Source organism: Streptomyces sp. BR1, assembly GCF_052373795.1.
Taxonomy (GTDB): Bacteria; Actinomycetota; Actinomycetes; order Streptomycetales; family Streptomycetaceae; genus Streptomyces.
Genome location: NZ_CM126252.1, coordinates 5063267 through 5087086, shown reverse-complemented (window position 1 = coordinate 5087086; position 23820 = coordinate 5063267). Strand labels below are relative to the sequence as shown.

At 72.1% G+C, this 23820-nt stretch carries 20 protein-coding genes and 1 pseudogene; 8 read left to right on the top strand and 13 right to left on the bottom strand.

Annotated elements, in window-relative coordinates:
- Positions 1–98 precede the first annotated feature (98 nt).
- On the bottom strand, positions 99–1286 hold the full coding sequence (locus ACT1U9_RS22105) for a lipid-transfer protein (RefSeq protein ID WP_444534405.1): 1188 nt from the start codon (positions 1284–1286) through the stop codon (positions 99–101).
- Positions 1287–1297: 11 nt separating this feature from the next.
- Positions 1298–3454: an acyl-CoA dehydrogenase gene (locus ACT1U9_RS22100; RefSeq protein WP_444534404.1), complete on the bottom strand. Its 2157-nt coding sequence runs from the start codon at positions 3452–3454 to the stop codon at positions 1298–1300.
- Between the two features lie 190 nt (positions 3455–3644).
- Here ACT1U9_RS22100 and ACT1U9_RS22095 point away from each other — a divergent pair, with 190 nt between their 5' ends.
- The 4 genes from ACT1U9_RS22095 (at position 3645) to ACT1U9_RS22080 (ending at position 7762) form a co-directional block, all read left to right on the top strand.
- On the top strand, positions 3645–4292 hold the full coding sequence (locus ACT1U9_RS22095) for a class I SAM-dependent methyltransferase (protein WP_444534403.1): 648 nt from the start codon (positions 3645–3647) through the stop codon (positions 4290–4292).
- 334 nt (positions 4293–4626) lie between these two features.
- Positions 4627–5625, top strand: a complete 999-nt coding sequence (locus ACT1U9_RS22090; RefSeq protein WP_444534402.1) for an N-acetylmuramoyl-L-alanine amidase — start codon at positions 4627–4629, stop codon at positions 5623–5625.
- A gap of 186 nt (positions 5626–5811) precedes the next feature.
- A complete protein-coding gene (locus tag ACT1U9_RS22085; protein ID WP_444534401.1) occupies positions 5812–6651 on the top strand; it encodes a DUF5336 domain-containing protein in 840 nt (279 codons plus the stop codon).
- Positions 6652–6751: 100 nt separating this feature from the next.
- On the top strand, positions 6752–7762 hold the full coding sequence (locus ACT1U9_RS22080; protein WP_444534400.1) for an LLM class F420-dependent oxidoreductase: 1011 nt from the start codon (positions 6752–6754) through the stop codon (positions 7760–7762).
- An 86-nt stretch (positions 7763–7848) separates the two neighbouring features.
- On the opposite strand, the gene ACT1U9_RS22075 is transcribed toward ACT1U9_RS22080, so the two are convergent.
- A complete protein-coding gene (locus ACT1U9_RS22075; protein ID WP_444534399.1) occupies positions 7849–8415 on the bottom strand; it encodes a hypothetical protein in 567 nt (188 codons plus the stop codon).
- A 161-nt stretch (positions 8416–8576) separates the two neighbouring features.
- Between ACT1U9_RS22075 and ACT1U9_RS22070 the strand changes: the two genes are divergently transcribed.
- Positions 8577–8870, top strand: a complete 294-nt coding sequence (locus ACT1U9_RS22070) for a hypothetical protein (protein WP_444534398.1) — start codon at positions 8577–8579, stop codon at positions 8868–8870.
- Between the two features lie 48 nt (positions 8871–8918).
- Here the strand turns inward: ACT1U9_RS22070 and ACT1U9_RS22065 are convergent, their stop codons facing one another.
- The 3 genes from ACT1U9_RS22065 to ACT1U9_RS22055 all read right to left on the bottom strand — a co-directional run bounded on the left by ACT1U9_RS22065 (position 8919) and on the right by ACT1U9_RS22055 (position 12203).
- A complete protein-coding gene (locus tag ACT1U9_RS22065; RefSeq protein ID WP_444534397.1) occupies positions 8919–9995 on the bottom strand; it encodes a prenyltransferase/squalene oxidase repeat-containing protein in 1077 nt (358 codons plus the stop codon).
- Positions 9992–10753 (bottom strand): class I SAM-dependent methyltransferase, encoded by a 762-nt coding sequence (locus tag ACT1U9_RS22060; protein ID WP_444534396.1) that lies wholly within the window; start codon positions 10751–10753, stop codon positions 9992–9994. The genes ACT1U9_RS22065 and ACT1U9_RS22060 overlap by 4 nt, the downstream gene beginning before the upstream one ends.
- Before the next feature lie 106 nt (positions 10754–10859).
- Positions 10860–12203, bottom strand: coding sequence for a glycosyltransferase family 4 protein (locus ACT1U9_RS22055; protein ID WP_444534395.1), 1344 nt, complete (start codon positions 12201–12203; stop codon positions 10860–10862).
- A 224-nt stretch (positions 12204–12427) separates the two neighbouring features.
- On the opposite strand from ACT1U9_RS22055, the gene ACT1U9_RS22050 reads away from it, so the two are divergent.
- Both ACT1U9_RS22050 and ACT1U9_RS22045 read left to right on the top strand, forming a co-directional pair.
- Positions 12428–13060 (top strand): TetR family transcriptional regulator, encoded by a 633-nt coding sequence (locus ACT1U9_RS22050; protein WP_444534394.1) that lies wholly within the window; start codon positions 12428–12430, stop codon positions 13058–13060.
- A 243-nt stretch (positions 13061–13303) separates the two neighbouring features.
- Complete coding sequence (locus tag ACT1U9_RS22045; RefSeq protein ID WP_317453850.1) at positions 13304–13912, top strand: response regulator transcription factor; 609 nt, start codon at positions 13304–13306, stop codon at positions 13910–13912.
- A gap of 261 nt (positions 13913–14173) precedes the next feature.
- Here the strand turns inward: ACT1U9_RS22045 and ACT1U9_RS22040 are convergent.
- The 6 genes and pseudogenes from ACT1U9_RS22040 to ACT1U9_RS22015 form a co-directional block, all read right to left on the bottom strand.
- Positions 14174–14815 (bottom strand): annotated as a pseudogene (locus tag ACT1U9_RS22040) (ATP-binding cassette domain-containing protein); the annotation flags it as partial.
- A gap of 715 nt (positions 14816–15530) precedes the next feature.
- Positions 15531–17255 carry an ABC transporter ATP-binding protein gene (locus tag ACT1U9_RS22035; RefSeq protein WP_444534393.1) on the bottom strand — a complete coding sequence of 575 codons (1725 nt, stop codon included), beginning with the start codon at positions 17253–17255 and terminating at the stop codon, positions 15531–15533.
- Positions 17256–17418: 163 nt separating this feature from the next.
- Complete coding sequence (locus tag ACT1U9_RS22030) at positions 17419–17544, bottom strand: SapB/AmfS family lanthipeptide (protein ID WP_361425383.1); 126 nt, start codon at positions 17542–17544, stop codon at positions 17419–17421.
- A gap of 42 nt (positions 17545–17586) precedes the next feature.
- Positions 17587–20211, bottom strand: a complete 2625-nt coding sequence (lanKC, locus tag ACT1U9_RS22025) for a class III lanthionine synthetase LanKC (protein WP_444534392.1) — start codon at positions 20209–20211, stop codon at positions 17587–17589.
- A 144-nt stretch (positions 20212–20355) separates the two neighbouring features.
- Positions 20356–20589: a ferredoxin gene (locus ACT1U9_RS22020; RefSeq protein ID WP_188277895.1), complete on the bottom strand. Its 234-nt coding sequence runs from the start codon at positions 20587–20589 to the stop codon at positions 20356–20358.
- A complete protein-coding gene (locus tag ACT1U9_RS22015) occupies positions 20589–22052 on the bottom strand; it encodes an aldehyde dehydrogenase (RefSeq protein ID WP_444534391.1) in 1464 nt (487 codons plus the stop codon). The genes ACT1U9_RS22020 and ACT1U9_RS22015 overlap by 1 nt, the downstream gene beginning before the upstream one ends.
- Positions 22053–22249: 197 nt before the next feature.
- On the opposite strand from ACT1U9_RS22015, the gene ACT1U9_RS22010 reads away from it, so the two are divergent.
- Entirely contained in the window at positions 22250–23275 is a 1026-nt protein-coding gene (locus tag ACT1U9_RS22010) for an MBL fold metallo-hydrolase (protein WP_444534390.1), read from the top strand.
- Positions 23276–23315: 40 nt separating this feature from the next.
- Here the strand turns inward: ACT1U9_RS22010 and ACT1U9_RS22005 are convergent, their stop codons facing one another.
- Positions 23316–23561, bottom strand: coding sequence for a hypothetical protein (locus tag ACT1U9_RS22005; protein WP_317453851.1), 246 nt, complete (start codon positions 23559–23561; stop codon positions 23316–23318).
- Positions 23562–23820 lie beyond the last annotated feature (259 nt).

The window sequence follows — 23820 nt, the reverse complement described above, 5'->3', positions numbered from 1 at the left end:
CCCCAGGTATTCAGGGGCGCGGGGAACTGCGCGAGCAACCCGGCACGGTCCGCAGCTGAAGAGATCCCTCGGAGAGTTTCGGGAAGGGGCGGGGTGGGCTACCTACGCAGGAGCGTCAGCACCGCCGCTCCGCCCAAGCCGATGTTGTGCGTAAGCCCGACCCCCGCGCCCCGCACCTGCCGCACCCCCGCCTCCCCCCGCAGCTGCCACACCACCTCCGCCACCTGCGCCAAACCCGTCGCGCCCAGCGGATGGCCCTTGGAGATGAGGCCGCCCGAAGGGTTCACCACCCACCGGCCGCCATACGTCGTCGCCCCCGACTCCACCAGCTTCCCCGACTCCCCCTCCCCGCACATCCCGAGCGCCTCGTACGTCAGCAGCTCGTTGATCGAGAAGCAGTCGTGCAGCTCGATCACATCGACGTCCGAGATATCGAGACCCGCTCGGGAGTACACCGCCTGCGCGGCGGCGCGCGTCATCCCCACCCCCACCACATCGATGCACCGCCCCGACGCGAACGACTCCTCCGTGTCCGTCGTCATCGCCTGGGCGACGATCTCCACGGCCCGGTCGGCCAGACCATGCGCGTCGGCGAAGCGTTCGGAGACGACCACGGCGGCCGCCGAGCCGTCCGAAGTCGGAGAGCACTGGAACTTCGTCAGCGGGCGGTGGGCCACCGGCGCCGCAAGCACCTCGGCCACCGAACACTCCCACTGGAACTGCGCGTGGGGATTGTTCACCGAATGCCGGTGGTTCTTGGCGCCGACCGCCGCGAGCTGCGCCGCAGTGGTCCCGTACAGCTCCATGTGCTCACGCGCCGCGTCGCCGAAGATCTGGGCGGTGGGCGGGCTCATCTCGAAGCCGTGGGCGGCGGCCATCACCGCGTAGTGGCGTGCCACCGGCGACGTCGAGAAGTCGGAGCCGTCCGCGCCCCCGCCCAGCGCACCCCGCTTCATCTTCTCGAACCCCAGCGCCAGCACGCACTCGCTCACCCCGCCCTCCACCAGCTGCCGCGCCAGCATCAGCGCGCTCGCACCCGTGGCGCAGTTGTTGTTGACGTTGTGGATAGGGATTCCGGTCAAACCCAGTTCGTACGCCGCCCGTTGACCCGCCGTCGACGGCTGGAAGCAGTAGCCCGCCAGCACCTGCTCCACCTGCCCGTACGAGATCCGCGCGTCGGCGAGCGCCTTGGTGCCCGCTTCCCGCGCCATGTCCCAGTACTGCCACTCCCGCGACTCGGGCTTCTCGAACTTCGTCATGCCCACACCGACCACAAAGCTCTTCACCGCAGTACTCCTTAGTCCCTCGGCAGACCGAGGATCCGTTCGGCCACGACGTTCAGCTGGACCTGGGTGGTGCCGCCCGCGATGGTCAGGCAGCGGGACATGAGGAAGCCGTGGATCGCCCGCTCGCCCGCGCCCTCGGCCACCGCGCCTGCCGGGCCAAGGAGTTCGAGGGCGAGCTCGGCCACCTTCTGCTGGTGAACGGTCTGCACCAGCTTCCGTACGCTCGCGCCCGCCCCCGGCTCCAGACCCGACACCTGCCGCATGGTCGTCCGCAGCCCGATACAGGCGAGCGCGTGCGCCTCGGCGGCCAGCGCACCGATCCGGGCGCGATACGAGCCGTCGAGGTCGCCGGACGAGGCGAGCAGCGCCTCCAGGCCCGTGTCGAACGTCAACTGGTCCGCCATATGGACGCGTTCATTGCCGAGCGTGTTGCGCGCGACCCGCCAGCCGCCGCCCACCTCGCCGACGACCGCGTCGTGCGGCAGCAGCGCCCCGTCGAAGTACACCTCGTTGAAGAGGGAGTCGCCGGTGAGTTCACGGAGGGGGCGGATGTCGATCCCGGGAGTGTTCTTCATGTCGACAAGGAAGTACGTCAGGCCCTCGTGCTTCGCGGCCCCAGCATCGGTCCTCGCCAGCAGGATGCCGTGGTCCGCCCACTGCGCCGCGCTCGTCCACACCTTCTGGCCGGTGATCCGCCAGCCCTCCTCCGTACGCTCGGCCCGCGTACGCAGCGACGCCAGGTCCGACCCGGCCTCCGGCTCCGAGAACAGCTGGCACCAGAGCAGATCGCCGCGCAGAGTCGGCGGGAGGTAACGCTCCTGCTGCGCGGGCGTGCCGTGGGCGAGCAGCGACGGCACCACCCAGGTCCCGATCCCCAGCTCGGCCACCACCACCCCGGCCCTCGCGAACTCCTCCTGCACGACCAGCTGGTGGACCGGATCCGCGCCGAGGCCATAGGGCGCGGGCAGATGCGGCGCCGCGTACCCGGTGGGGGCGAGGGCACGGCGGGCCGCCGCCGGGTCGAGGCCGCGTACGGACTCGGCCGCCTCCCGCGCCGCGTCCCGGTACGCCCGCGCCCGCTCGGGCAGCTCCATCCGCAGCGCCCGGCGCGCCCCGGCCCGGGCGAGCCGGACGGCCCGCTGCCGGTGCGCGTCCCCGGCACCGAGCAACTGGCGTGCGGCCAGGGCGCGGCGCAGATGGAGGTGCGCGTCGTGCTCCCAGGTGAAGCCGATCCCGCCGAGGATCTGTATGCAGTCCTTGGCGCAGGAGAGCGCGGTGTCCAGGGCGGTGGCGGCCGCGAGCGCGGCGACCAACCCCCGTACGCCGGTGTCCGAGTCCGCCGCCCGCGCCGCGTCCCACACCAGCGCACGGGACTGTTCGAGCCGGACCAGCATGTCGGCGCAGAGGTGCTTGACCGCCTGGAACTTCCCGATCGGCCGCCCGAACTGCTCGCGCACCTTGGCGTGTTGCACTGCGGTGTCCAGCGCCCACGCCGCCGTGCCGCACGCCTCGGCGGCGAACAGCACGGCCGCCAGATCCCGTACGAGATCGTCGTCCACCGCCAGCACCCGCTCGGCGGGGACCACCGCACCCCGCGCCGCGATCTCGGCGGTGGGGCGGGTGGGGTCGGCGCTGTCGTGGGTCCGGATGTCGAGCGCGGCCGCGTCCACCGCCAGCCACACCGTGCCGTCGTCGCGCGCGGCAGACAGGAGCAGCAGATCCGCCTGCCCACCGGCGAGGACGGGCGGCGCGATCCCGTCGAGCCGTAAGCCGTCCGCGACGGGCTCGGCGGTCAGGGTTCCGGCGCCGAGTGCCACGGCGGCGGTACGAGCCCCGGTCGCGATCGCGTCCGTCAGTACGTCGCGCCCGGCCCGCTCCAGAACCGCCGCCGCGAGCACCCCGGGGAGATACGGCCCCGGCAGCGCACCCCGCCCGGCCTCCTCCAGGACCACGGCCAGCTCCACCAGACCCCCGCCGCCGTGCCGCTCACCGAGATGGACACCGAGCAGCCCCTGCTCGGCCAGCGCGTCCCAGTAGGGCGGCCGCGAGGCGGCTCCGGCGGGTGCGTCGAGCAGCTTGCGCACCTCCTCGACCGGTACGGCCCGGGCCAGCCAGCCGCGCACGGCCTCGGCCAGTTCCCGCTGCTCCCGCGTGATCCCGATGCCCATGCGCACTCCCCCGCCGCCCGGCCGCCGATGGAACGGCGACAGACTAGAACACGTTCCAATCTGACGGAAGGTCAGATGAGAAGGGGATCACAGACACCGGAAACGGGCGCGGGGATTAGCATGTGGCGCCCAGCCACATTCGCCTCACGTATGTGGTGACCACCCACGTACGACTCCCGGGAGCCCTGCCATGGCGACACCCAAGCCGGAGATACTCGCCGCCTTCGAGGCCGCCAAGGGCTTCATGCCCGTACGCGAAGGTCTGGCGCTGTACGACGCGGCGGTGGAAGCCGGGGCGCTCGGGCTGCCGCTCCTTGAGGTCGGCACCTACTGCGGGCGCTCCACGCTCCTGCTGGCCGACGCCGCCCGCGCGGCCGGGACCGTCGCCGTCACCGTCGACCACCACCGGGGCAGCGAGGAGCAGCAGCCCGGGTGGGAGTACCACGACCCGGAGACCGTCGACCCCGAGGTCGGCCTGATGGACACGCTGCCCACCTTCCGCCGCACCCTGCACAAGGCGGGCCTCGAAGACCACGTCATCGCCGTCGTCGGACGGTCGCCGCAGGTCGCGCGGGTGTGGGGCGGCGAGGTCGGGCTCGTCTTCATCGACGGCGGGCACACCGACGAGCACGCGAACGCGGATTACGAGGGGTGGGCGCCGCACGTCGCCGAGGGTGGGCTCCTGGTGATCCACGATGTCTTCCCGGACCCGGTCGACGAGTTCACCGGCCAGGCGCCGTACCGCGTCTATCTGCGGGCCCTCGCGTCCGGCGCGTTCACCGAGGTCTCGGCGACGGACTCGCTGCGCGTCCTGCGCCGCACGCGCGCGGGAGTGTGACGCCGCGGCGCACTCCGCGGCTCGTTCCCCGGCGCACTCCGCGATGCGCCCCTTCGCCGCACGCGGAGTGACCGCCCCGCGCGGCCGTCCCGGCTAGGGCCTGTCCGGTGGATCTGGCCGCCCTCGGCCCGGAATACGTTTTCGGTGCTGGTGAGCGGGGGTCTGGTGCGTGCAGCTGCAAGGCGGAGGAGGGCGGCGACGCGATGGGGGTGCCCCATGTTCGAGCGGAGCCGAGAACTTGGGGGAGTCGGCAACCGACGACAACGCGGCAGATGTGCGTGCCAGAGCCGCGCGTCCCAGGCCAGATCCACCGGACAGGCCCTAGCATCGCAGGGTGTCGTACGACAGCGAGTCCCCCACGCCCGGCCGCCGGCGACGCCTGCGCGGCAACCTCGTCATCGCCACCGCCGCGCTGGTCCCGACCTGTCTGGCCGGGTGGCTGGTGTGGCAGGCCATGGACGGATCCGGCGGCCACGACGACAAGGCGAAGGTGCTGCCGCTGCCGAGCCGGTCCGTGGGGCACACCTCCACGGACGACAAGCGGCCGGCCGGGGGGAGGACGCCGACCGTGACCGTGACGGCGACCCCGCCGGGCGCCACCGCCGCGGCCCCGTCGCCGTCCACCCAGTCCGCGCCGCCCGTCGGCCCCCTCTCCGGCCCGCTCGCCGGAAAGGTCGTGGTGATCGACCCCGGGCACAACCCGAAGAACTTCCAGCACCCGACCGAGATCAACCGCCAGGTCGATATCGGGACGAACACCAAGGAATGCGACACCACCGGCACCGAGACCATCGGCGGCGACTACACCGAGGCCGCGTTCACCCTCGACGTCTCGCACCGGCTGCGGGCGATCCTGGAGAAGCTGGGCGCGACCGTCACGTACACCCAGGACAACGACCACGCGTGGGGCCCGTGCGTGGACGAGCGGGCGCGGATCGGGAACGCGGCGAAGGCGGACGCGGTCGTCTCCGTGCACGCCGACGGCTCGGCCGAGGGGAACCACGGCTTCCATGTGATCCTGCCCGCGCTCGTGGACGCCGGGAAGGCGAACACCGCGCAGATCGTGGCCCCGTCACGTGAGCTGGGTGTGAGGATCGCGGGGAAGTTCGTCCACGCCACGGGCATGCCGCCCTCCAACTACATCGGCGACGGCACCGGGTTGGACGTCCGCAAGGACCTCGGCGGGCTCAATCTCTCGACCGTGCCGAAGGTGTTCATCGAGTGCGGCAACATGCAGGATTCCGGCGACGCCAAGCTCCTGACGAGCGGGGACTGGCGGCAGAAGGCCGCCCAGGGCATCGCCGACGGCATCGACAGTTTTCTCACGAAGTAGCACGCGCTCCCGACGGGTCGTCGGGCTGCGGGTCGGTCACGGTCTGACTACCGAGGGGACTTCCCGCCCGGTCAGACGATAGATTCTCCCCCGGGCGGGGAACCGCCCCCGTGCTTCGCGCCGTGTGCACGTACACCGGCGGCAGCGACGACCGCCCCGACGAGACGACCCAAAAGGACTATTTACGTGAACATCCGCTCCCTCACGCGAGGCGACGGCGTGGTGATCGGAGCAGCGGTGGTGCTGTTCATCGCCTCGTTCCTCGATCTCTACTCGATCGACAATTCGTGCGTCGGCTCGTTCTGCTCCAAGGTCAACGTACCTAACGCGTGGGACGCGCTGGGCCTGCTGATGAGCATGTTCCTGGCCGGCATCATCGGGGCGGCCCTCATCGTCGTGGCCCGCGCGCTGCCGCAGCCGAAGAAGATCGCCGGGCTCGACCTGGGCCAGTTCGGCACCGCGTTCACGATCTTCTCGGCGTGGACCGCGTTCTGGACCATCGTCGACATGAACAGCGCCGGCGCCGGCATGATCCTCGGCCTGATCGCGGCGCTCGTGCTCGCCGGTGGCGCCGTGGCCAGCCCGCTGGTCGCGCCGCTCAAGGCCCCGCTGATGGGCGCCCCGAGCCCGGCCGTCGCCCAGCCGTACGGCGCGCAGCCCTACGGTGCCCAGCAGCCCGCGGGCGGCTACGGCTACCCGGCCGGTGCCCAGCAGCAGCCGTTCGGCGCCCAGCCGGTCGCCGGTCAGCCCAGCCAGGGCGGCCAGACCCCGGCGCCGGCGCCCGCCGCCGCCCAGCAGCAGCCCGCCGCGGCCGCCGCTCCCGCCGGGGACTTCGCCCCGTTCTGGTTCGCGGTCCCGGTGGCCCGTCCGCTGTACGCGGAGGACGGCTCCCCGACGCCGATCGCGGAACTCGCGCCCGGCACCTGGTACCTGGCCGTCGAGCAGCGCGGCGCGGCCCTGGTCGCGCAGACGCAGGACGGCCGCCGCGGTGTCCTCCAGGACACCACCGGCATCCAGCGCGGATGACGCCCCGCACGTCACACGACGGCCCCTCGCCCTTCCGGGCGGGGGGCCGTTGCCGTACTCTGACGCCCCGTCAGATCCACTGACCCCAGGGGGCGTCGACATGCGGCTAGGACTCGCACTCGGCTACTGGGGGCGCGGCCCCAACCCGTCCCATCTGGAACTGGCCCAAGAGGCGGAACGACTCGGCTACGACTCGGTCTGGACGGCGGAGGCATGGGGCTCGGACGCCTTCACCCCCCTCACCTGGATCGCCGCGCACACCTCGCGTATCCGCCTGGGCACGGCGGTGGCGCAGATGGCGGCCCGCACCCCGACGGCGACCGCGATGCACGCGCTCACCCTCGACCACCTCTCCGGCGGCCGCATGTCGCTCGGCCTGGGGCTCTCGGGACCGCAGGTGGTGGAGGGGTGGTACGGCCGCCCGTTCCCGTCGAGCCCGCTGACGGCGACACGGGAGTACGTGGACGTCATACGCCAAGTGCTGCGGCGCGGCGGCCCCGTTGAACTCGACGGCCGCTTCCACCCGCACCCCTACCGGGGCCCCGACGGCACGGGCCTCGGCAAACCCCTCAAGCCCATCACCCACCCGCTGCGGCCGGACCTGCCGCTGCTGCTCGGCGCCGAGGGCCCCAAGAACATCGCCCAGACGACCAGAATCGCGGACGGCTGGCTCCCCCTGTACTGGTCCCCGACCCGCCTCGACGTGTACGAGGCGTCCCTCGGCGACCTCCGCGAGGACTTCGTGGTGGCTCCGATGGTCCGGGCGCAACTCTGCGACGACGTGGCGGAGGGCCTGCTTCCGGTGAAGGCGATGCTCGGCTTCTACATAGGCGGAATGGGCCACACGGCCCGCAACTTCCACGCGGACCTGATGGCGAGAATGGGCTACGAGGAGGCGGCCCACCGAATCCAACACCTCTTCGCGGAGGGCCACCGAGAGGAAGCGATACGGGCGGTGCCCGATGCGTTCGCGGACGAGATCTCGCTGATCGGCCCGCGCCAACGGATGGCGGAACGCCTGGAGTTGTGGCGAAAGGGCCCGGTAACGGACCTCCTGGTCACGTCACCGGACCACAAAACGCTGAGGGCATTGGCAGAGCTGAACACCTGATGCCTGCCCTTAGGGGCGCGGGGCTGTGACATTTGCGGCTCCGCCGCGTGGGCGCGAGCAACCCCCACCGGCCCGCAGCGTCCCAACTACCCGCCGTTCAGCTGACTGGCAGTAGGAACCTGATCCGTCACGGGCGCCCCGGCAGACTTACCGGCCCCCTTAACCCCGTTGATCACATTCTCGAACGACCCCACATCCGCATCCGTCGCATCCCCCTTCCGCAACTTCCCGGGCAGATTCTTCAGCGAGTCGATACCGGACGACAGCGGCGCAAGCGCCTTCGACAGCAACGGATCGCCTTCGGCGTTACGCACGGCCGCCTTCAGCCGGTTGTACGTGAACGCGCCCGCGACACCCGCCTTCACGAGAGCGACGGTCCGCCCCTTCGTCCCCTTCTTGAACTTCCCCGCCTTGAACGGCTTCACGATCCACTGATACGCCGCGCCCGCCGCGAGCCCCGCGTTCGCCACGAACCGGGTCTTCGCGAGTCTCTGGCGCTCGGCGGAACTGGTCGGCGACGCGCTGCTCTCCGCCGCGGTGAGACTGGCCTGGTTGTTCTTGGTCTCGCCACCACAGGCGGTCGTCGACACCAGGACGGTGCTGGACAGGACGACCGCCACGACTATGCGGCGGATCGGGAGCGTACTGGGCACGATGGACCTCCGGGTGGGATGTTCGGCCTCGCTGGCAGCCTCACCCGGCCCCCGGCGCTGCGCCACCCGGGCGACTCCGTACGGGTTCCCCGCACCACCACGCACCACCACGCACCGCTCCGTACGGGTTTCACGCAGCGCGATGCGGCTACTCGTCCCGTATGTCTCCTCGCCATTACAGCGGCACGAACGAGGCCGCCAGGGTCGTCATCGTCATCGCGGACGTCATGGCCTTCATCATCGGCCTGTGGATCCTGATGTATCTGCTGGACGCCAACCGGGCCAACGACCTGGTGTCCTTCACCCAGCACACGGCCCGCTGGCTGGCCGCCTGGTCGTACGACCTGTTCACCTTCCAGGACGCGTGGGCGCGGGTCGTGGCGGGCTACGGCCTGGCCGCCGTGGTGTACCTCTTCGCCGGGCACGCCATCGCCAACCGGCTGCGCCGCTACTGAGAGCGACGGCAGCCGGGCCGCGTACCTCGAAAAAAACGACGCGGACAGCTACCCGCAGCAGTCCGGCGCCAGCCCCCGCGGCAGCCGTTCGCCGCCGAAGACCGCGGTGGTCGCCTCGTCCCCGCCGAGCGCGGCCACCGCGAGCAGCAGGGACCCAGCCGTCCAGGTGGTGAGCTCCTCGGGCCAGACGGCCCGGTTGCCCTCGAAGACGTAACCCGTCCAGTACATGCCCGACTCCGCGTCGCGCAGATGCTGGATGGACTGCAGGATCTCCAGGGCCCGGTCGGACTCGCCCATCACCCAGAGCGCCAGGGCGAGTTCGCAGCTCTCGCCGCCGGTGACCCACGGGTTGGGCAGCACACAGCGCACGCCGAGCCCGGGCACCACGAAGTCGTCCCACATCGACTCGATACGGGACTTGGCCTCGGGCCCGGACACCGCGCCGCCGAGGACGGGGTAGTACCAGTCCATCGAGTAGCGGGACTTGTCGAGGAAGCGCTCGGGGTGGCTGCGCACGGCGTGCGCCAGCGCGCCCGTCGCCAGCTCCCAGTCCGGCTGCGGCTCCTCGCGCTGCTCGGCGATAGCCAGCGCGCACCGCAGCGCGTGGTGGATCGACGAACTGCCGGTCAGGAGCGCGTCGTTGACGCCCGTGCCGTCCTCCTCGCGCTTCCAGCCGATCTGGCCGCCCGGCTGCTGGAGGCGCAGCACGAACTCGACAGCCGCGTACACCACCGGCCACATCCGGTCGAGGAAGGTGTCGTCGCCGGTGGCGAGGTAGTGGTGCCAGACGCCGACGGCCACGTACGCGGAGAAGTTGGTCTCCCGGCCGCGGTCGGTGATCTGCTCGAAGTCGCCGTCGTGGTACGCCGCGTACCAGGACCCGTCCGCGTTCTGGTGCCGCGCCAGCCACTCGTACGCGCGCGCCGCCGCCTCGTGCTCGCCCGCCGCGTCCAGCGCCATCGCGGCCTCGGTGTGGTCCCACGGGTCGAGATGGTGCCCGCGGAACCACGGTATGGCGCCGTCCTCGCGCTGCCCGGCGAGGATGCCGGACACCGTGGCCCGGGCCTGTTCGGCGGTGAGCACGCCCGGCAGGACCAGGTGCTCGGTCCGCTCCGGTGAGGTCACTTGGCGTCGGCCTTGCCGGTCGAAGCGGCCGGGGCGAGCGGGGCCAGGTGCGGCTTGGTCGCGTATGCCACGAAGCTCTTGCCGACGATCGGGTTCAGCGCCTGCTCCGCGAGCCGCGTGACCATCGGCTTCTTCATGATGTCCCAGACCAGGAGCTTGTGGTACGCGCGGACCGGCAGCGCCTTGTCGTTGTCGACGCCGAAGGCGCACTTGAGCCACCAGTACGGCGAGTGCAGCGCGTGCGCATGGTGCGTGCCGTAGGGCTTGAGGCCCGCTTCCTTCATCTTGCCGAGCAGCTCGTCCGCCTTGTAGATGCGGATGTGGCCGCCCTCGACCTCGTGGTACTCGTCCGAGAGCGCCCAGCAGACCTTCTCGGGACCGTAGCGCGGCACGGTCACCGCGATGCGGCCGCCGGGCTTGAGCACGCGGACCATCTCGGCCAGCACGCCCTTGTCGTCCGGGATGTGCTCCATGACCTCGGAGATGATCACGACGTCGAAGGACTCGTCGGGGAACGGCAGGTTGAGCGCGTCACCCTCCATGGCCGTCGCGGTCGCCCCCTCGGGCGCCTCCCCGGCCTCCTTCATCGCCGCGAACCACTTGGCGACCTCGCGGATCTCCTCGCCGTTCTGGTCGAGGGCCACGACCTGCGCGCCGCGCCGGTAGCACTCGAAGGCATGGCGTCCCGCCCCGCAGCCCAGGTCGAGCACGCGGTCGCCCGGGGCGAGCGGGAAGCGGGAGAAGTCGACGGTCAGCACGGGGTCTGCCCTTTCGGAAGGTGCGGTGAGGCCGCGGAGCGGCCTTGGTTCTGGGGCGCGGAGCGGCCTACTGCTCCGGGGTGCGGGGTCACCGGGCGGTACGGGGTCACCCTGTCGGCTTTCCGGCCGCGGAGCGGTCCCTCGCCGCGGAGCGGCCCCTCGCTTCGATCGCGGAGCGGTAGAGCTCCACGGTGCCCTGGGCCGCCCGGGCCCAGGTGAACCGGTCGAGGACCCGCTCGCGCCCGGCCGCGCCGAGCCGCGCCCGCAGCTCCTGGTCGCCGAGGAGCCGTACGAGCCCCGCCGCCAGCGCTTCCGGGTCGCCCGGCGGTACCGCGAGGCAGGTCTCGCCGTCCGGCCCGGCGACCTCGGGGATCGCACCGCCGGTGGTAGCGAGCAGCGGCGTGCCCGTCGCCATCGCCTCGGCGGCCGGCAGCGAGAACCCCTCGTACAGCGAAGGCACACAGCTGACCTGCGCGGACCGTACGAGGTCGACGAGTTCGGCGTCGGTGATGCCCTTGACGAACCGGACCGCGTCGCCGAGTCCGTACTTCTCGATGGCCTGCGCGACCGGCCCGTCCTCGGCGCGCTTGCCGACGACGACGAGATGCGCGTCCGGCCGCTCGGCGCGCACCTTGGCCAGCGCCTCGACTAGGTAGACGAGCCCCTTGAGCGGGACGTCGGCGCTGGAGGTGGTCACGATCCGGCCGGGCACCTCGGCCACCGACGGATCGGGCGACCACAGATCGGTGTCGGCGCCGATGTGCACGACGGAGATGCGGTCCTCGCGCACCCCGAGGTGCTCGACGATCTCGCGCTGGGATGAGCCGGAGACGGTGAGCACGGACGGCAGCCTGCGCGCGACCCGCTTCTGCATCCGCGTGAAGCCGTACCAGCGGCGTACGGAGGTGCGCCGCTTCCAGTCCTCGGCGGCGTCCAGCTCCAGCTGCCGGTCGACGGTGATCGGGTGGTGGATCGTGGTGACCAGGGGCGCGCCGAGGTCGCCGAGCAGGCCGTAGCCGAGCGTCTGGTTGTCGTGGACGACGTCGAACTCGCCCTTGCGGGCGGCGAGATGGCGCCGGGCCCGCAGCGAGAAGGTCAGCGGCTCGGGGAACCCGCCGGTCCACATGGTGGCGACCTCAAGGGCGTCGATCCAGTCCCGGTACTCGTCCTTCTTGGGCGTACGGAACGGGTCCGGCGAGCGGTACAGGTCCAGGCTCGCGACCTCGGTCAGCGGTACGCCCTCGTCCAGGACGGGGTACGGCTGGGCGCCGATGACCTCGACGCTGTGCCCCAGGCGGGCGAGTTCGCGGGAGAGGTGGCGCACGTAGACGCCCTGGCCGCCGCAGAACGGGTTGCCCTTGTACGTGAGGAGCGCGATCCGCAGGGCTCGCTCGCCCGCACGGGCCGGCTCCCCTGCGCGGGGGCTTGCCTCTATGGCCTCAGCGGTCACTCGCGGCCCCTTCATCGCTGCGTTTCGCCGGAGCGTAACCGCTCACGCTAATCTAGAACAAGTTCCAGACTTGATCCTTCTTGATCTCTCCGAGGAGCCTCAAGGAGGTTCGAATCTACCGGCAGGTAGCCCGCCTGTGACGGCCGGATCAGGTGATTCGCGCCACCACCGGACCCCCTGCCATGCTGTGCCACCGGCAACCAGGACGCGACGGAACGGGACAGATGACAGCGGAAGCAAAAGCAGCCATTCCGGCGTCCCCCGCTCTGACCGAGCGCCAGGAGGCCCGCCGCCGCCGCATTCTGCACGCGAGCGCCCAGCTGGCCAGCCGGGGCGGCTTCGACGCGGTCCAGATGCGCGAGGTGGCCGAGGCCGCGGGGGTCGCGCTCGGCACGCTCTACCGCTACTTCCCGTCCAAGATCCATCTGCTGGTCGCCACCATGCAGGACCAGCTCCAGCAGCTGCACACCACGCTGCGCAAGCACCCGCCGTCCGGCGACTCGGCGGCCGACCGGGTCGCGGAGACCCTGATGCGGGCGTTCCGCGCGCTCCAGCGCGAGCCGCACCTCGCGGACGCGATGGTCCGCGCGCTCACCTTCGCCGACCGCTCGGTCAGCCCCGAGGTGGACACGGTGTCCCGGCAGACCACCGCGATCATCCTGGACGCGATGGGCCTGGACCACCCGACCCCGCGCCAGCTCTCGGCGGTGCGGGTGATCGAGCACACCTGGCACTCGGCGCTGATCACCTGGCTGTCGGGGCGGGCCTCGATCGCCCAGGTGAAGATCGACATCGAGACGGTGTGTCGGCTCATCGACCTGACGGCGCCGGAGCCGGGCGACGCGGGCTCGGCCTGAAGCATTAACGGCCTGAAGCCTTTTGCGGCCTCCCCGGACGAGGCGGTCGGGGTGAATCCGCTTTGCGCCCGGCGCGCACGCGTGGCGGGTGGTACCGGTCCGCGCCCGCGCTGTGCGCCGTGCGCGCCCCCGTGCCACCCCGTGGCCGATAATCCGGCTTCCCCTCTCCCGGGACGCGGATAGAAATGTTTCGCGTGCCGAAGGAAGGCAACCGGTAGGCGGGGAGCTGGAGGGGGCTGAAACGTGATCCGGGTACTTCTCGTGCACGAATCCTGTCTGATGCGGTCGGCGCTGGCCGACCGCCTGGCCCGTGAGCCCGGTCTGGAGGTCCACCACGCGCCGTGGCGCTCGGCGCCCGCCCGCGCGCGCGTCCTGCGGCCGGATGTGTGCGCCGTGGACCTGGACTGTTCCGACTCGTACGGCATCGCGCCCCTTGGCGAGTTACAGAGCCGCGGCCACGGTCCGGGCGGCACCCGGCTCGTGGTCCTGGCCAGCGCCAACCGGCCCGGGCCGCTGCGCCAGGCCGTGGAGGCCCACGCGCTCGGCTATGTCGACAAGGACGCCACCCCGGAGCGGCTGATCGCGGCGATACGGCAGGTCGCCGGCGGGCAGCGGTTCGTGGACGACTCGCTGGGCTGCGGTTTTCTGCGGGCTGCCGAAATGCCGCTGACAAGACGGGAGCTGAGCGTCCTCTCACTCGCCGCCGAGGGCGCCTCGATCGCCGACATCGCGCACAGCCTCCATCTGTCCAACGGGACCGTGCGCAACTACATGGCGGCGATCACCCGCAAGACCGGAGCGCGCAACCGGGTGGACGCCATCCGCATCTCGCAGGGCGAGGGATGGGTGTAATCCGGTCAACTCCCGGTAGAAGGCCGATCGTTGGATCAACTCGTCGTGCGTCCCCGCTTCGACGGCGGCGCCACCCAGGACGAGCACCTGCTGAGCCCGCCGCGCCGAGCCGATCCGGTGCGCCACGACGACCAGCGTCGTCCCGGGCCGTCGCGTGAACGCCCGCTCGGCGCGCGCCTCGGCCGCCGGGTCCAGATGGCAGGTCGCCTCGTCGAGCAGGACCAGCGGAGCGGGGGCCGCGTGGGCACGGGCGAGCGCGATCAACTGCCGCTCCCCAGCGGAGAGTTCGCCCGGCCGGACGGTGGCGTCGAGCCCGCCGAGCCGGTCGACGAGAGCGCGGGCGCCCACGGCCGTGCAGGAGCCGAGCAGTTCGGCGTCGCCCGGCGGCTCGCCGGGGCACAGATGGGCGAGGTTGGCGCGGACCGTGTCGGTGAAGACGTACGCCTGCTGGGGTACGAGCACCCGCGCGCACTCCCGGGCGACCTCACCGGAGTCCGGGACCCGCACCCCGGCCATGAGCTCGGCCAGGGTGGACTTGCCGATTCCGCTGGGCCCGACGACGGCGAGGTGCCCGCCGAGCGGGACGGTGAGGTCGAGGCGGTCGACGACGGGGGCTGCGCCGGGGCCGTACGCGAAGGTGACCTCGCGCAGACGCACGGCCTCGCCGGGACCGGGGCATACAGCTTGTACAGGGCTCGCGACCTGCACCTCGTCACTCCCCTCCCGCAGCCTCCGCAGCACCACGAACAGCCGCGCCCCCGAAGTACCGAGCCCCTGGGTCAGCGACTGCAGGGCCGGGATCAAGGACTGCGTGAGATACGCGAGAGCGCCGACGAACGCACCCGGGGTCACCCCGTGATCCAGCAGCCACGGCGCGGTCGCGAGCAGCAGCACCACCGTCATCCGCCCGCCGACCCCCGCCGCCAGCGTCCGCAGCGCGCCCCAGCGGGCCAGCGAACGGGACGCGCGGTACTCGGCGTCGATCCGGGCCCGTACGTCGTCCGCGACCCGGTCCTCGGCCCCGGCCGCCGTGATGTCCCGTAACCCGCCCACCGCGAGGCCGAGTTCGGCGGACAGCGCCTCGTCCGCGACCAGGAACTCCTCCTGGCGCCGGGCCAGCGGTCGCAGGGTGGCCAGGAACAGGGCGAGCCCGACGGCCAGCGGCAGCGCCACGACCGGCAGCAGAACGGGCGCGAGCGAGCAGAGCCCGATCAGCGCGCCCACCGCCGTGACCACGAAGGTCCGCGACACCATCACCAGCCCGGCGAGCGTGTCGCGGGCGATCTCCACCTGGTGGGTCAGCCGCGAGACCGCCGCCCCGTCCGGCTCGCGCAACGCCCGGCGCACGACGGTGCGTACGAGATCGTCCCGTACGGGTTCGACGAGCGCGGCGACGGCCAGATGCACCCGGCCGGTGCCGAAGGACCCGGCCACCACGCCGAGCGCGGCGAGCGCCAGCCAGCCGATGCCGACCGAGGTGTGCCCGGCCAGGAAGCCCCGGTCGAGGGCGCGGGCCAGCGCGTATCCCAGCAGGAACGTCTCGCCCGCTTCGAGCGCCGACCACGCCGCGAGCCGGAGCAGCACCCGCCACCGGGGGCGCGCGAGCGCGAGCAGCCGCTCAAGCATCGACCGACTCCCCCGGCTCGTACGAGCCCTCCGGCTCCTCCGCGAACACCGCCCGGTACTCCGGCAGCCGCCACAGCTCCTCGTGCGGGGCCGTCGCACGGACCGTGCCACCGTCCAGCCAGACCACCAGATCGGCACGGGCCGCGGTGCTCACCCGGTGGGCGACGACGAGGCGGGTGCCCGGGCTCAGGCCGTCGAGGAGTGCGCGGGAGACCTTCAGCTCGGTCGCCGAGTCCAGGCTGGAGGTGGCGTCGTCCAGGATCAGCAGCCGCCCGCAGTGCGCGAACGCCCGTGCCAGGCCAAGGCGTTGGGCCTCCCCGCCGGACATCGGCGCCTGTGCGCAGGGCGTGTCGTAGCCGAGCGGGAGTCTGCGCACGAAGTCATCGGCGCAGGCCGCCCGCGCGGCGGTCCGGATCGCCTCAGGGCCGGGTTCATCCACGCCGAACGCGATCGTCCCGCCGACGGTCGCGCCCAGCAGCGCCGGGCGCGCGAAGGCGTGGCCGATCTCGCGGCGCAGCGCGTCCCGGGAGAGTTCGGGCAGCGGGACCCCGTCCACCAGGACCGTCCCCCGCTCGGGATCCCTCAGCCGCCCCGCGACCGCCGCGAGCGCCGTCTTGCCACTCCCGGAGCGCCCCACCACGGCGGCCACCACCCCACCGGGCACATACAGATCGACATCGCGCAGCGGCCCGTCGCAGACACTCCGTAACTCCAACGCCCCTTCACCATCGGGCAGTTGGCGACTCCCGTACGTCATGACCTCCGGGACCAGCGCCTCCGCGAGACGGTCGGAGGCGGTGCGGCCGCGTACCAGGCCGTTGAGCTGGCCGACCAGGACGCCGGTGCCGGTGGCGAGGACCGCGTACCGCCAGGCCGCGAGCATCCCCCCGACGGTCAGCGCCCCGTCGGCGAGCCGCAGCCCGGCGACCGCGAGCACGATGAGCTGGAGCAGCGGGAGCAGGGCAGCGGCCTGGGCGGTGGAGCGGCCGGTGACGCGCCACATGCGGTGGCCCTGGGCGGAGAGTTCGGGCAGCGGGGCCAGCACCCGGACCGCGTCCCGCTCGGCGGTCCCGGCGGCCGCGATCGTACGGGCGCCCTCGACGGCTTCGGTGAGCCGCCCGGCGATCTCGCCCTGGGCGCGCAGATAGGCGGCGTTGGTGTCGCCGGAGGTGCGCATGAACACCTTGAGCAGCAGCGCGAGTACGGGCATCCCGACGAGCAGCGCGAGCGCCGTCCACCAGTCGGTGAGCACCAGCGCCACCAGAGCGCCGACCGGGGTGAGCGCGGCGCCGAAGGTGGCCGCGAGGGTGGCGGGCACGGGCCCGGCCTGGGCCGCGTTGCCGACGAGCCGGGCCACCAGGTCGCCCTTGGCGGCCCCGGAGCCCGGCCCGGCCGCGAGTACGTGCCGCAGCACCCGGTCCCGTATCCACGCGGTGCTGCGGGCGTTGGCGGTCGCGGTGACCAGGCCGTCGAGGGCGCCGAGCACGACGGTGAGTCCGGTGAGGGCCGCGCACAGCGCGAGCCAGGGCCCGGCGGCCGCGCGGTCGTCGCCGAGCAGCAGGTCGAGGCTGTGGCCGAGCGCCCACGGGAAGGCGAGGCCCGCACCGGCGAGCGCGGTGGTCAGGACCAGGACGAGGGCGGCGGGGGCCGCGCCGTTCCGGACGGTCTCGCGCAGGAAGGGGCGCGGTGTCCTCGGTGCCCTGGGGCGCTGTGCCATGCGTGCCCTCCGGAGCGCGCGTACCCCGGGCGGTTGAGCAGAACCGCCCGGGGCCGCTTCGCACACAGTGATCAGGATCGATCGGTGCAGCCGGATCGATCAGCGTTGATCAGGTCGATCGGACGGAACCGTTGGAACAGGGATTGATCACAGTGTCCGGTGCTCAGAGGCAGAGCAGGACGCTGGCCGTGCTGTCACAGAGAAGCAAGCTCACGCTGCTCTCGCCGCCGTGACCGCCGTGGTCGCCCTTGTCCTCGATGTCCATCTTCTGCAGGTCGAGAAGGGTCATCGCCATCTCCTTTTTCGTCGGGATCTTTCCGTGGGGACGGGTTCACCGTCCGGCCCCTCGCGGGGCCGTCTTGGGGGCCGCCGGAAGCGGCGGCAGGAAGGGCAGCCCGGCGGGCCGCCGGCGGGCCGAGGCGGCGCCGGGCAGCGAACCGACGGCGAGCAGACAGCCCGCCGTGCCGGTCGCGAGGTCCATCGAGAGCCGCATCATCTGGTTGCCGGGAAAGGCGAGATGGCCCTGGTAGGGCACGGCGTACCAGGCGAGCGCGGCGCTCTGCGCGGCCAGGTCCTCGCGCGGGGCGCGGGTGCGGGCGAGGTGCAGGACCATGCCCGCGCGGCCGTTGAACAGCCCCGGCTGGGCGTAGTAGCGCTGCCGCGCGGTGGGCAGGATCGCGGCCCTGGCCCGCGCGAACTCCTCGTCGTCGCGGTGGATAAGGAAGTCGTCGAGCACCATGGCGATGCCGACGCCGCCCGACCCGAGGTAGGGCATGGTGCGCACGCCCTCGTCGACCTGGAGGGCGCCCGACCGGTCGGGTACGCAGCGGGCGAGGTCGCGGCGCAGGAACTCGGCGGCGTGGTCGAGCAGCGCGGGCTCGCGGGTGTGCTCGTACAGCCGCAGGAAGAGCAGCGCGGGGCCGCTGGCACCGTGCATCAGCCCGGCACGCACCCGCGTTCCGGCCTCGGGCGCCGGTTGCCCGGCGATGGTCCAGGCCGCTTCCAGGGCCCGGTCGCGCAGATCGCTCTCGCCGGTGGTGCGGCCGAGCGAGTCCAGGGCGAGCCCGAGCCCGGCCAGGCCCCCGTGCAGCGTGGGCGAGAGCCGCTGCCACTTCTCGTCGAGCACCCGGTCGACCAGGTCGAGGGCGCGGTCGGTGTGGCCTAGCCGGTCCAGGACGTACGCGACGCCGCTCAGCCCGTCGTAGAAGCCGAGCGGGGTTCCGGCGGGCGGCGGGTCGGTGTGCCGAAGGAGCCAGTCCTCGCCGTCGTGGTGGCGCCCGGCGCCGGTGGCGTCCAGCGCGTAGAGCACTCCGGCCGCGCCGTGCGCGACGCCGAGGCCGCCACCGTCGGCGAACTGGGAGATGTCGCCGGGAAAGAGCCGGTCGTCGCGTTCGGGCGTCGCGGAGGCGAGGATCGCGCGGACCATGGACTCGCGCCCGGCGGGCCACTCGTCGGGCCGGGCGGGCAGATACGGCTTCCGCACGGGCGCCTGCGCACCCCGGATGACCCGCACCGCCTCCTCGAAGAAACCTTTCGGCACCCCGGGGAACTGGCCGGCCGCGACCTCGGCCAGATGCGCCGCCTTCTCCCGGTCGACCGCGAGCAGCGTCGTCATCGGCACGAAGAGCGCGAGCCGCAGACAGGCCAGCGCGTACGCGTCGACCTCGAAGCCGGTGCGGTCGCGGGGCGCCACGAACCCGGGGTGGGCCATGGTCTGCCCCCGGTGCTCGGCCAGCGGCACCGCGCCCTCGAAGTCGAGCAGCCGCACGGCCGGTTCGCCGTCCTCGTCCGGCCCGACCATCACGTTGAACATGTGCAGGTCGTTGCAGACGAGCCCGCGCGAGTGCACCGCCGCCACGGCCCGCTCCACCGCCCGGTGGATCCCGAGCGCCCAACTCGTGTACGAGGCCACCGCGTCCGGGTCCGGGTCGACGGCGAGCAGCGGGTGCCGCTCGGCGAAGAACGCGTTGAGGGTGCGCCCCTCAAGGAACTCCATGACGAGGAAGCGGTGTTCGCCGAGTTCGAACCAGTCGCGCACCTCGGGGGCGACACCGAGGCCGGAGATACGTTCCAGTGCGGCCTTCTCACGCTCCAGGCGGGCCACCGCGTCACTGCCGTCGGCGGCGAGCCCCGCGTGCGGCCGGGCCTCCTTCAGGACGACCTTGCTGCCGTCCCGGGTGTCCGTTCCGGCGTACACCCCACCGCCGTTGGAGAAGTGCAGCGCCTTCTCGATGCGGTACGGAAGATCACTCACCGTCGTCGCGTTGCGGGCGTCCAGCTGCGGGCGCAGGAACGCGGGCAGCGCCACCCACTCGGGTACCTGGAAGGCGGGGTCTCTTCGGTCGGGGACCAGGACGCCCTGGGGGTTCTCGATCGCGGGGACGAGCGCGCCGTCCTCGTCCACGCAGTGCCGCTTGGCGAATCCCCCGTAACGCACGTACAGGGGCCCGGAGTTCCACCGCAGGTCGGTCAGGATGTACGGCCCGGGCTCGCCGTCGAGGAGGTCGCCCAGCTCGTGCAGGATGCTCTCCAGCTCGCCCGGGTCGGCCGGGTAGATCGTGGCGAACTTGCCGCTCGAACCGCGTCCGGCGTACTTGGAGTTGCGCAGGTGCAGCGGCTGGCGGCCGGGGACGAACTTGAACGGGATCGCCCGCGGGACGCAGTACTCCCACACCTGGGCCGCCATCTTCTCGGCGTTGTCCAGACACGCCGAGACATGGATCTTCCAGCCCTGCCGGGGTCGGCCCGGGCGCGGCTCACCGGCCGCGTCCACCGGGCTGAAATTGAGCCAGTCCCCGGAGAGGGAGGTCTGCCACCCCTCGGGGACCGGGCGTTTGGCGGCCTCGAAGAGCGTGACGGTCGCGTCGGTTCCGGCGAGCGCGGAGAAGGACAAGCGGTCCGGAGTCTCGTAGAAATACCTGTCGGCCAGGCAGAAGACCTCGTACCGCTTGTCCATCGCTTCCCCCCTCGGTGGCGTGGCAACGAAGGTGCCATGCCGCCGGGGAGCCGGACAGTCGCGGATGTCACGGGGTCGCCGTGCGGTACGCACGCGTCAACTTCTGTTCGATCGTTTGAGAACGGACCCCTTTTGCCACTCCGGTTACTCCTCCGGCGGGAAGACGGCCTCCCCCGAGTCGAGGAGCGAGATGCCGATCGCCTCCACCGGGCACCCCTCCGCCGCCGCGAGCACCTGCTCGTTGGCGTCGGTGTCGGCGGCCGTGGGCCGGGACTGGCGGGCGGTGTCGAGCGCGAAGGAGCCCGGCGCGGTGTTCACGCACATACCGGAGCCGATGCACACGCTCCGGTCGACCTCGACGTGCCAGCGGTCGCCCATCACGCCTCACCGCCATATCCGGCGGGCAGGTGGACCATCTTGTGCTCCAGGTACTCGCCGAGCCCCTCGGGCCCGAACTCCCGCCCCAGACCGGACTCCTTGTAGCCACCGAACGGGCCCAGCATGTCGAGGCTGAAGGTGTTCACATTGAACGTGCCGGTGCGCACCTGCCGCGCGAAGTCGATGCCGTGCTCGACGTCACCGGTCCACACACTGCCGCTCAGCCCGTACGGGGAGTCGTTCGCGATCTTCAGCGCCTCGGCCTCGTCGTCGTACGGGAGCAGACAGATCACCGGCCCGAAGATCTCCTCGCGGGCGATCCGCATGGAGTTGTCGACACCGCCGAAGAGCGTGGGCTCGACGTACCACCCCTTGTCCTGCCCGGCCGGACGCCCGCCTCCCGCAAGGATCTTGGCGCCCTCCTCCTGCCCGATCCGGATGTAGTCGAGAGAGCGCTGCTGCTGCCGTTTGGCGACGAGCGGCCCGACCTGGGTGGCCGCGTCCAGCGGGTCTCCGACGACGAGTTGGCCCGCGGCGGCCGCGAAGGCGTCGGCGAACTCGTCGTAGCGGCTCGCGGGCGCGAGGATCCGGGTCTGGGCCACGCACGCCTGCCCGTTGTTCATCCAGGCTGCCGGGACGACCCCGGCGACGGTGGCGGCGAGATCGGCGTCCGGCAGGACGACGGCGGCGGACTTGCCGCCCAGTTCCAGCGTGACCCGGGTGAGGTTGCGCGCGGCGACCTCCATCACGCGCTTGCCGGCCGCGACCGACCCGGTGAACGACACCTTGTCGATCCCCGGGTGCCCGACCAGGTACTCGCTGACCTCGCGGTCGGCGGGCAGGATGGAGAGCACGCCCTCCGGCAGCCCGGCCTCCCGGGCGATCTCGCCGAGTATGTACGAGTCGAGGGGCGACTCGGGCGACGGCTTCAGCACCACCGAGCACCCCGCGAGCAGCGCGGGCGCGAGCTTGGCGGCGGCGACGAACTGCGGCACGTTCCACGGCACCACGGCCGCCACGACCCCCACCGGCTCGCGCCGCACCAGGATCGGCCCGAGCACCCCGGCCCGCCGCTCCTCGTACGGGAAGTCGCGCGCCACCGTGATAGCCGAGTCCCAGACCATCATGGCCCCGAGCGCCTGCGCGAGCACGCTCCAGGAGTACGGCGACCCGTTCTGCGCGCTGATGGTCCGCGCGATCTCCTCATGCCGTACCGCGATGGCGTCCTTGATACGACCGACGACCTCGATGCGCTCGGTCAGCGCCATCCGCGGCCAGGGCCCCTCGTCGAACGCCCGCCGCGCGACGCCCACGGCCCGGTCGACATCGTCCCGGGACGCGTGCGGCACGCGGCCGATGACCTGTTCGGTGTGGGGCGAGATGACTTCGATGGTGTCGGCGGAGTGTGGCCGGACCAACTCCCCACCGATGTACAGCTGTACGTGTTCCACGAGCTCGGACATGGCGTGACGCCTCCCGCAGGCCAGATTCCTGACGGCATTTCAGATATGTACATCCGCAAGAACTGATACCAGTTCTAGTACGAGGAGTCCACGGACCGGGAAGGCACTCGGTGGCCCTTGAGGCCTGACTGAAACGCGTTCTACTGTGACGTGAACGCCTGGGTGCGGGGGCGGCGGACGACGGCGGAGGTGGTGCGGTGACCGACCATGGAGGGGGCGTCCATTCCCTGAGGGTGCCGATCCCGGACAACCCGCTGGGCCACACGCTGGTGTACGTGATCGAGACGGACACGGGTCCGGTGCTGGTGGACACGGGGTGGGACGACCCGAGTTCATGGGACGCACTGACGGACGGCCTGACTTCACTGGGCACGGATGTAGGTGACATCCAGGGGGTGGTGCTGACCCACCACCACCCGGACCACCACGGGTTGTCGGCCCGGGTACGCGAAGCATCCGGGGCATGGCTGGCGATGCACGCGGCGGACACGGCGGTGGTACGCAGGGTCCGGGAGGCCGAACCGGCCGTGTGGCTGGACTACTTGACAGAGCGGCTGACGTCGGCCGGGGCGCCGGACGAGCACATGGCGCCGCTGCGGGCGGCACGGGCGAAGGGGGGCGGGCGGAGCCTGCCGGGCCTGCGGGCGGCGCTGCCGGACCGGGAGATCGTCCCCGGCGACCTGCTCCCGCTGCCGGGCCGCCGCCTGCGCGCGATCTGGACTCCCGGCCACACCCCCGGCCATGTGTGCCTGCACCTGGAGGAGGACCACCCCGCGAACCGCCCGGGCCACGGCCGCCTGTTCTCGGGCGACCACCTGCTGCCCGGCATCACCCCGCACATCGGCCTGTACGAGGACCCCGACGACACGACGGTGACGGATCCCCTGGGCGACTACCTCTCGTCCCTGGAACGGGTGGGCCGCCTGGGAGTGGCGGAGGTACTACCGGCCCATGAGCACGCGTTCGGGGACGCGGCGGGGAGGGTGACCGAACTCCTGACGCACCACGAGGACCGTCTAAGGTCCCTTCTCCACCTCCTCTCGACCCCTCTAACTCCCTGGCAACTGGCGGAAAGAATGGAGTGGAACCGCCCCTGGTCCGACATCCCGTACGGCTCCCGCAACATCGCGGTATCGGAGGCGGAGGCGCATGTACGGCGCCTGGTGAAGGCGGACTTGGCGGAGCCGGTACCGGGGGACCCGGTGACGTACAGGGCGGTGTGATGCCCCACCCCGGGCACATGAGGCGTGAGCGTGGCGGGGTTCAGCGGGCCAGCGGGTTCACGGGTGAGGCTCCGGGGCCCGGATAGTCGGGGTCGTCCTCTGTGCTGGGCAGGGGGCGATGCCCCTCGGACCAGTCGTTGGTCCAGCCGCAGACCCCGCACGCGTAACGGCCGTCGAGGCCGGACACCCGCGTACCGCACTTCCGGCACGAAGCCTCGGTGATCTCAGGCGTCACCAGAGGCTCGGGCTCGGGAAGCGGGTCCAGTTCCGGCGGCCATACGTCCACGCCCCGCAGGGTACCGACAGACTACGGACCGACGCCCGGCGTCCAGCCACCGTTCTTGCTCCCCTCGGTTGTGGGCAGGCGTTCCGCACGGCGGAACGGGTGGACACAGCCGACCACCGGCCCGCAGCCGGAAGTCCGGGGCGGAGCCCCCACATACCCACCCGCCCCAGGGGCGCAGCCCCGCTCACCCACCCACCCCCAGCCGGGGTCCGGGGCGAAGCCCCGAAGCGGGGTGCAGGGGGCGCAGCCCCCGCCCGGG

Bases quoted from the DNA above. Each gene is read 5' to 3' on its own strand.
- ACT1U9_RS22100 (WP_444534404.1), bottom strand. From the start codon at position 3,454: ATGGGCATCGGGATCACGCGGGAGCAGCGGGAACTGGCCGAGGCCGTG.
- ACT1U9_RS22095 (WP_444534403.1), top strand. From the start codon at position 3,645: ATGGCGACACCCAAGCCGGAGATACTCGCCGCCTTCGAGGCCGCCAAG.
- ACT1U9_RS22080 (WP_444534400.1), top strand. From the start codon at position 6,752: ATGCGGCTAGGACTCGCACTCGGCTACTGGGGGCGCGGCCCCAACCCG.
- ACT1U9_RS22070 (WP_444534398.1), top strand. From the start codon at position 8,577: ATGTCTCCTCGCCATTACAGCGGCACGAACGAGGCCGCCAGGGTCGTC.
- ACT1U9_RS22050 (WP_444534394.1), top strand. From the start codon at position 12,428: ATGACAGCGGAAGCAAAAGCAGCCATTCCGGCGTCCCCCGCTCTGACC.
- ACT1U9_RS22035 (WP_444534393.1), bottom strand. From the start codon at position 17,255: ATGGCACAGCGCCCCAGGGCACCGAGGACACCGCGCCCCTTCCTGCGC.
- ACT1U9_RS22030 (WP_361425383.1), bottom strand. From the start codon at position 17,544: ATGACCCTTCTCGACCTGCAGAAGATGGACATCGAGGACAAGGGCGAC.
- lanKC (WP_444534392.1), bottom strand. From the start codon at position 20,211: ATGGACAAGCGGTACGAGGTCTTCTGCCTGGCCGACAGGTATTTCTAC.
- ACT1U9_RS22020 (WP_188277895.1), bottom strand. From the start codon at position 20,589: ATGGGCGACCGCTGGCACGTCGAGGTCGACCGGAGCGTGTGCATCGGC.
- ACT1U9_RS22015 (WP_444534391.1), bottom strand. From the start codon at position 22,052: ATGTCCGAGCTCGTGGAACACGTACAGCTGTACATCGGTGGGGAGTTG.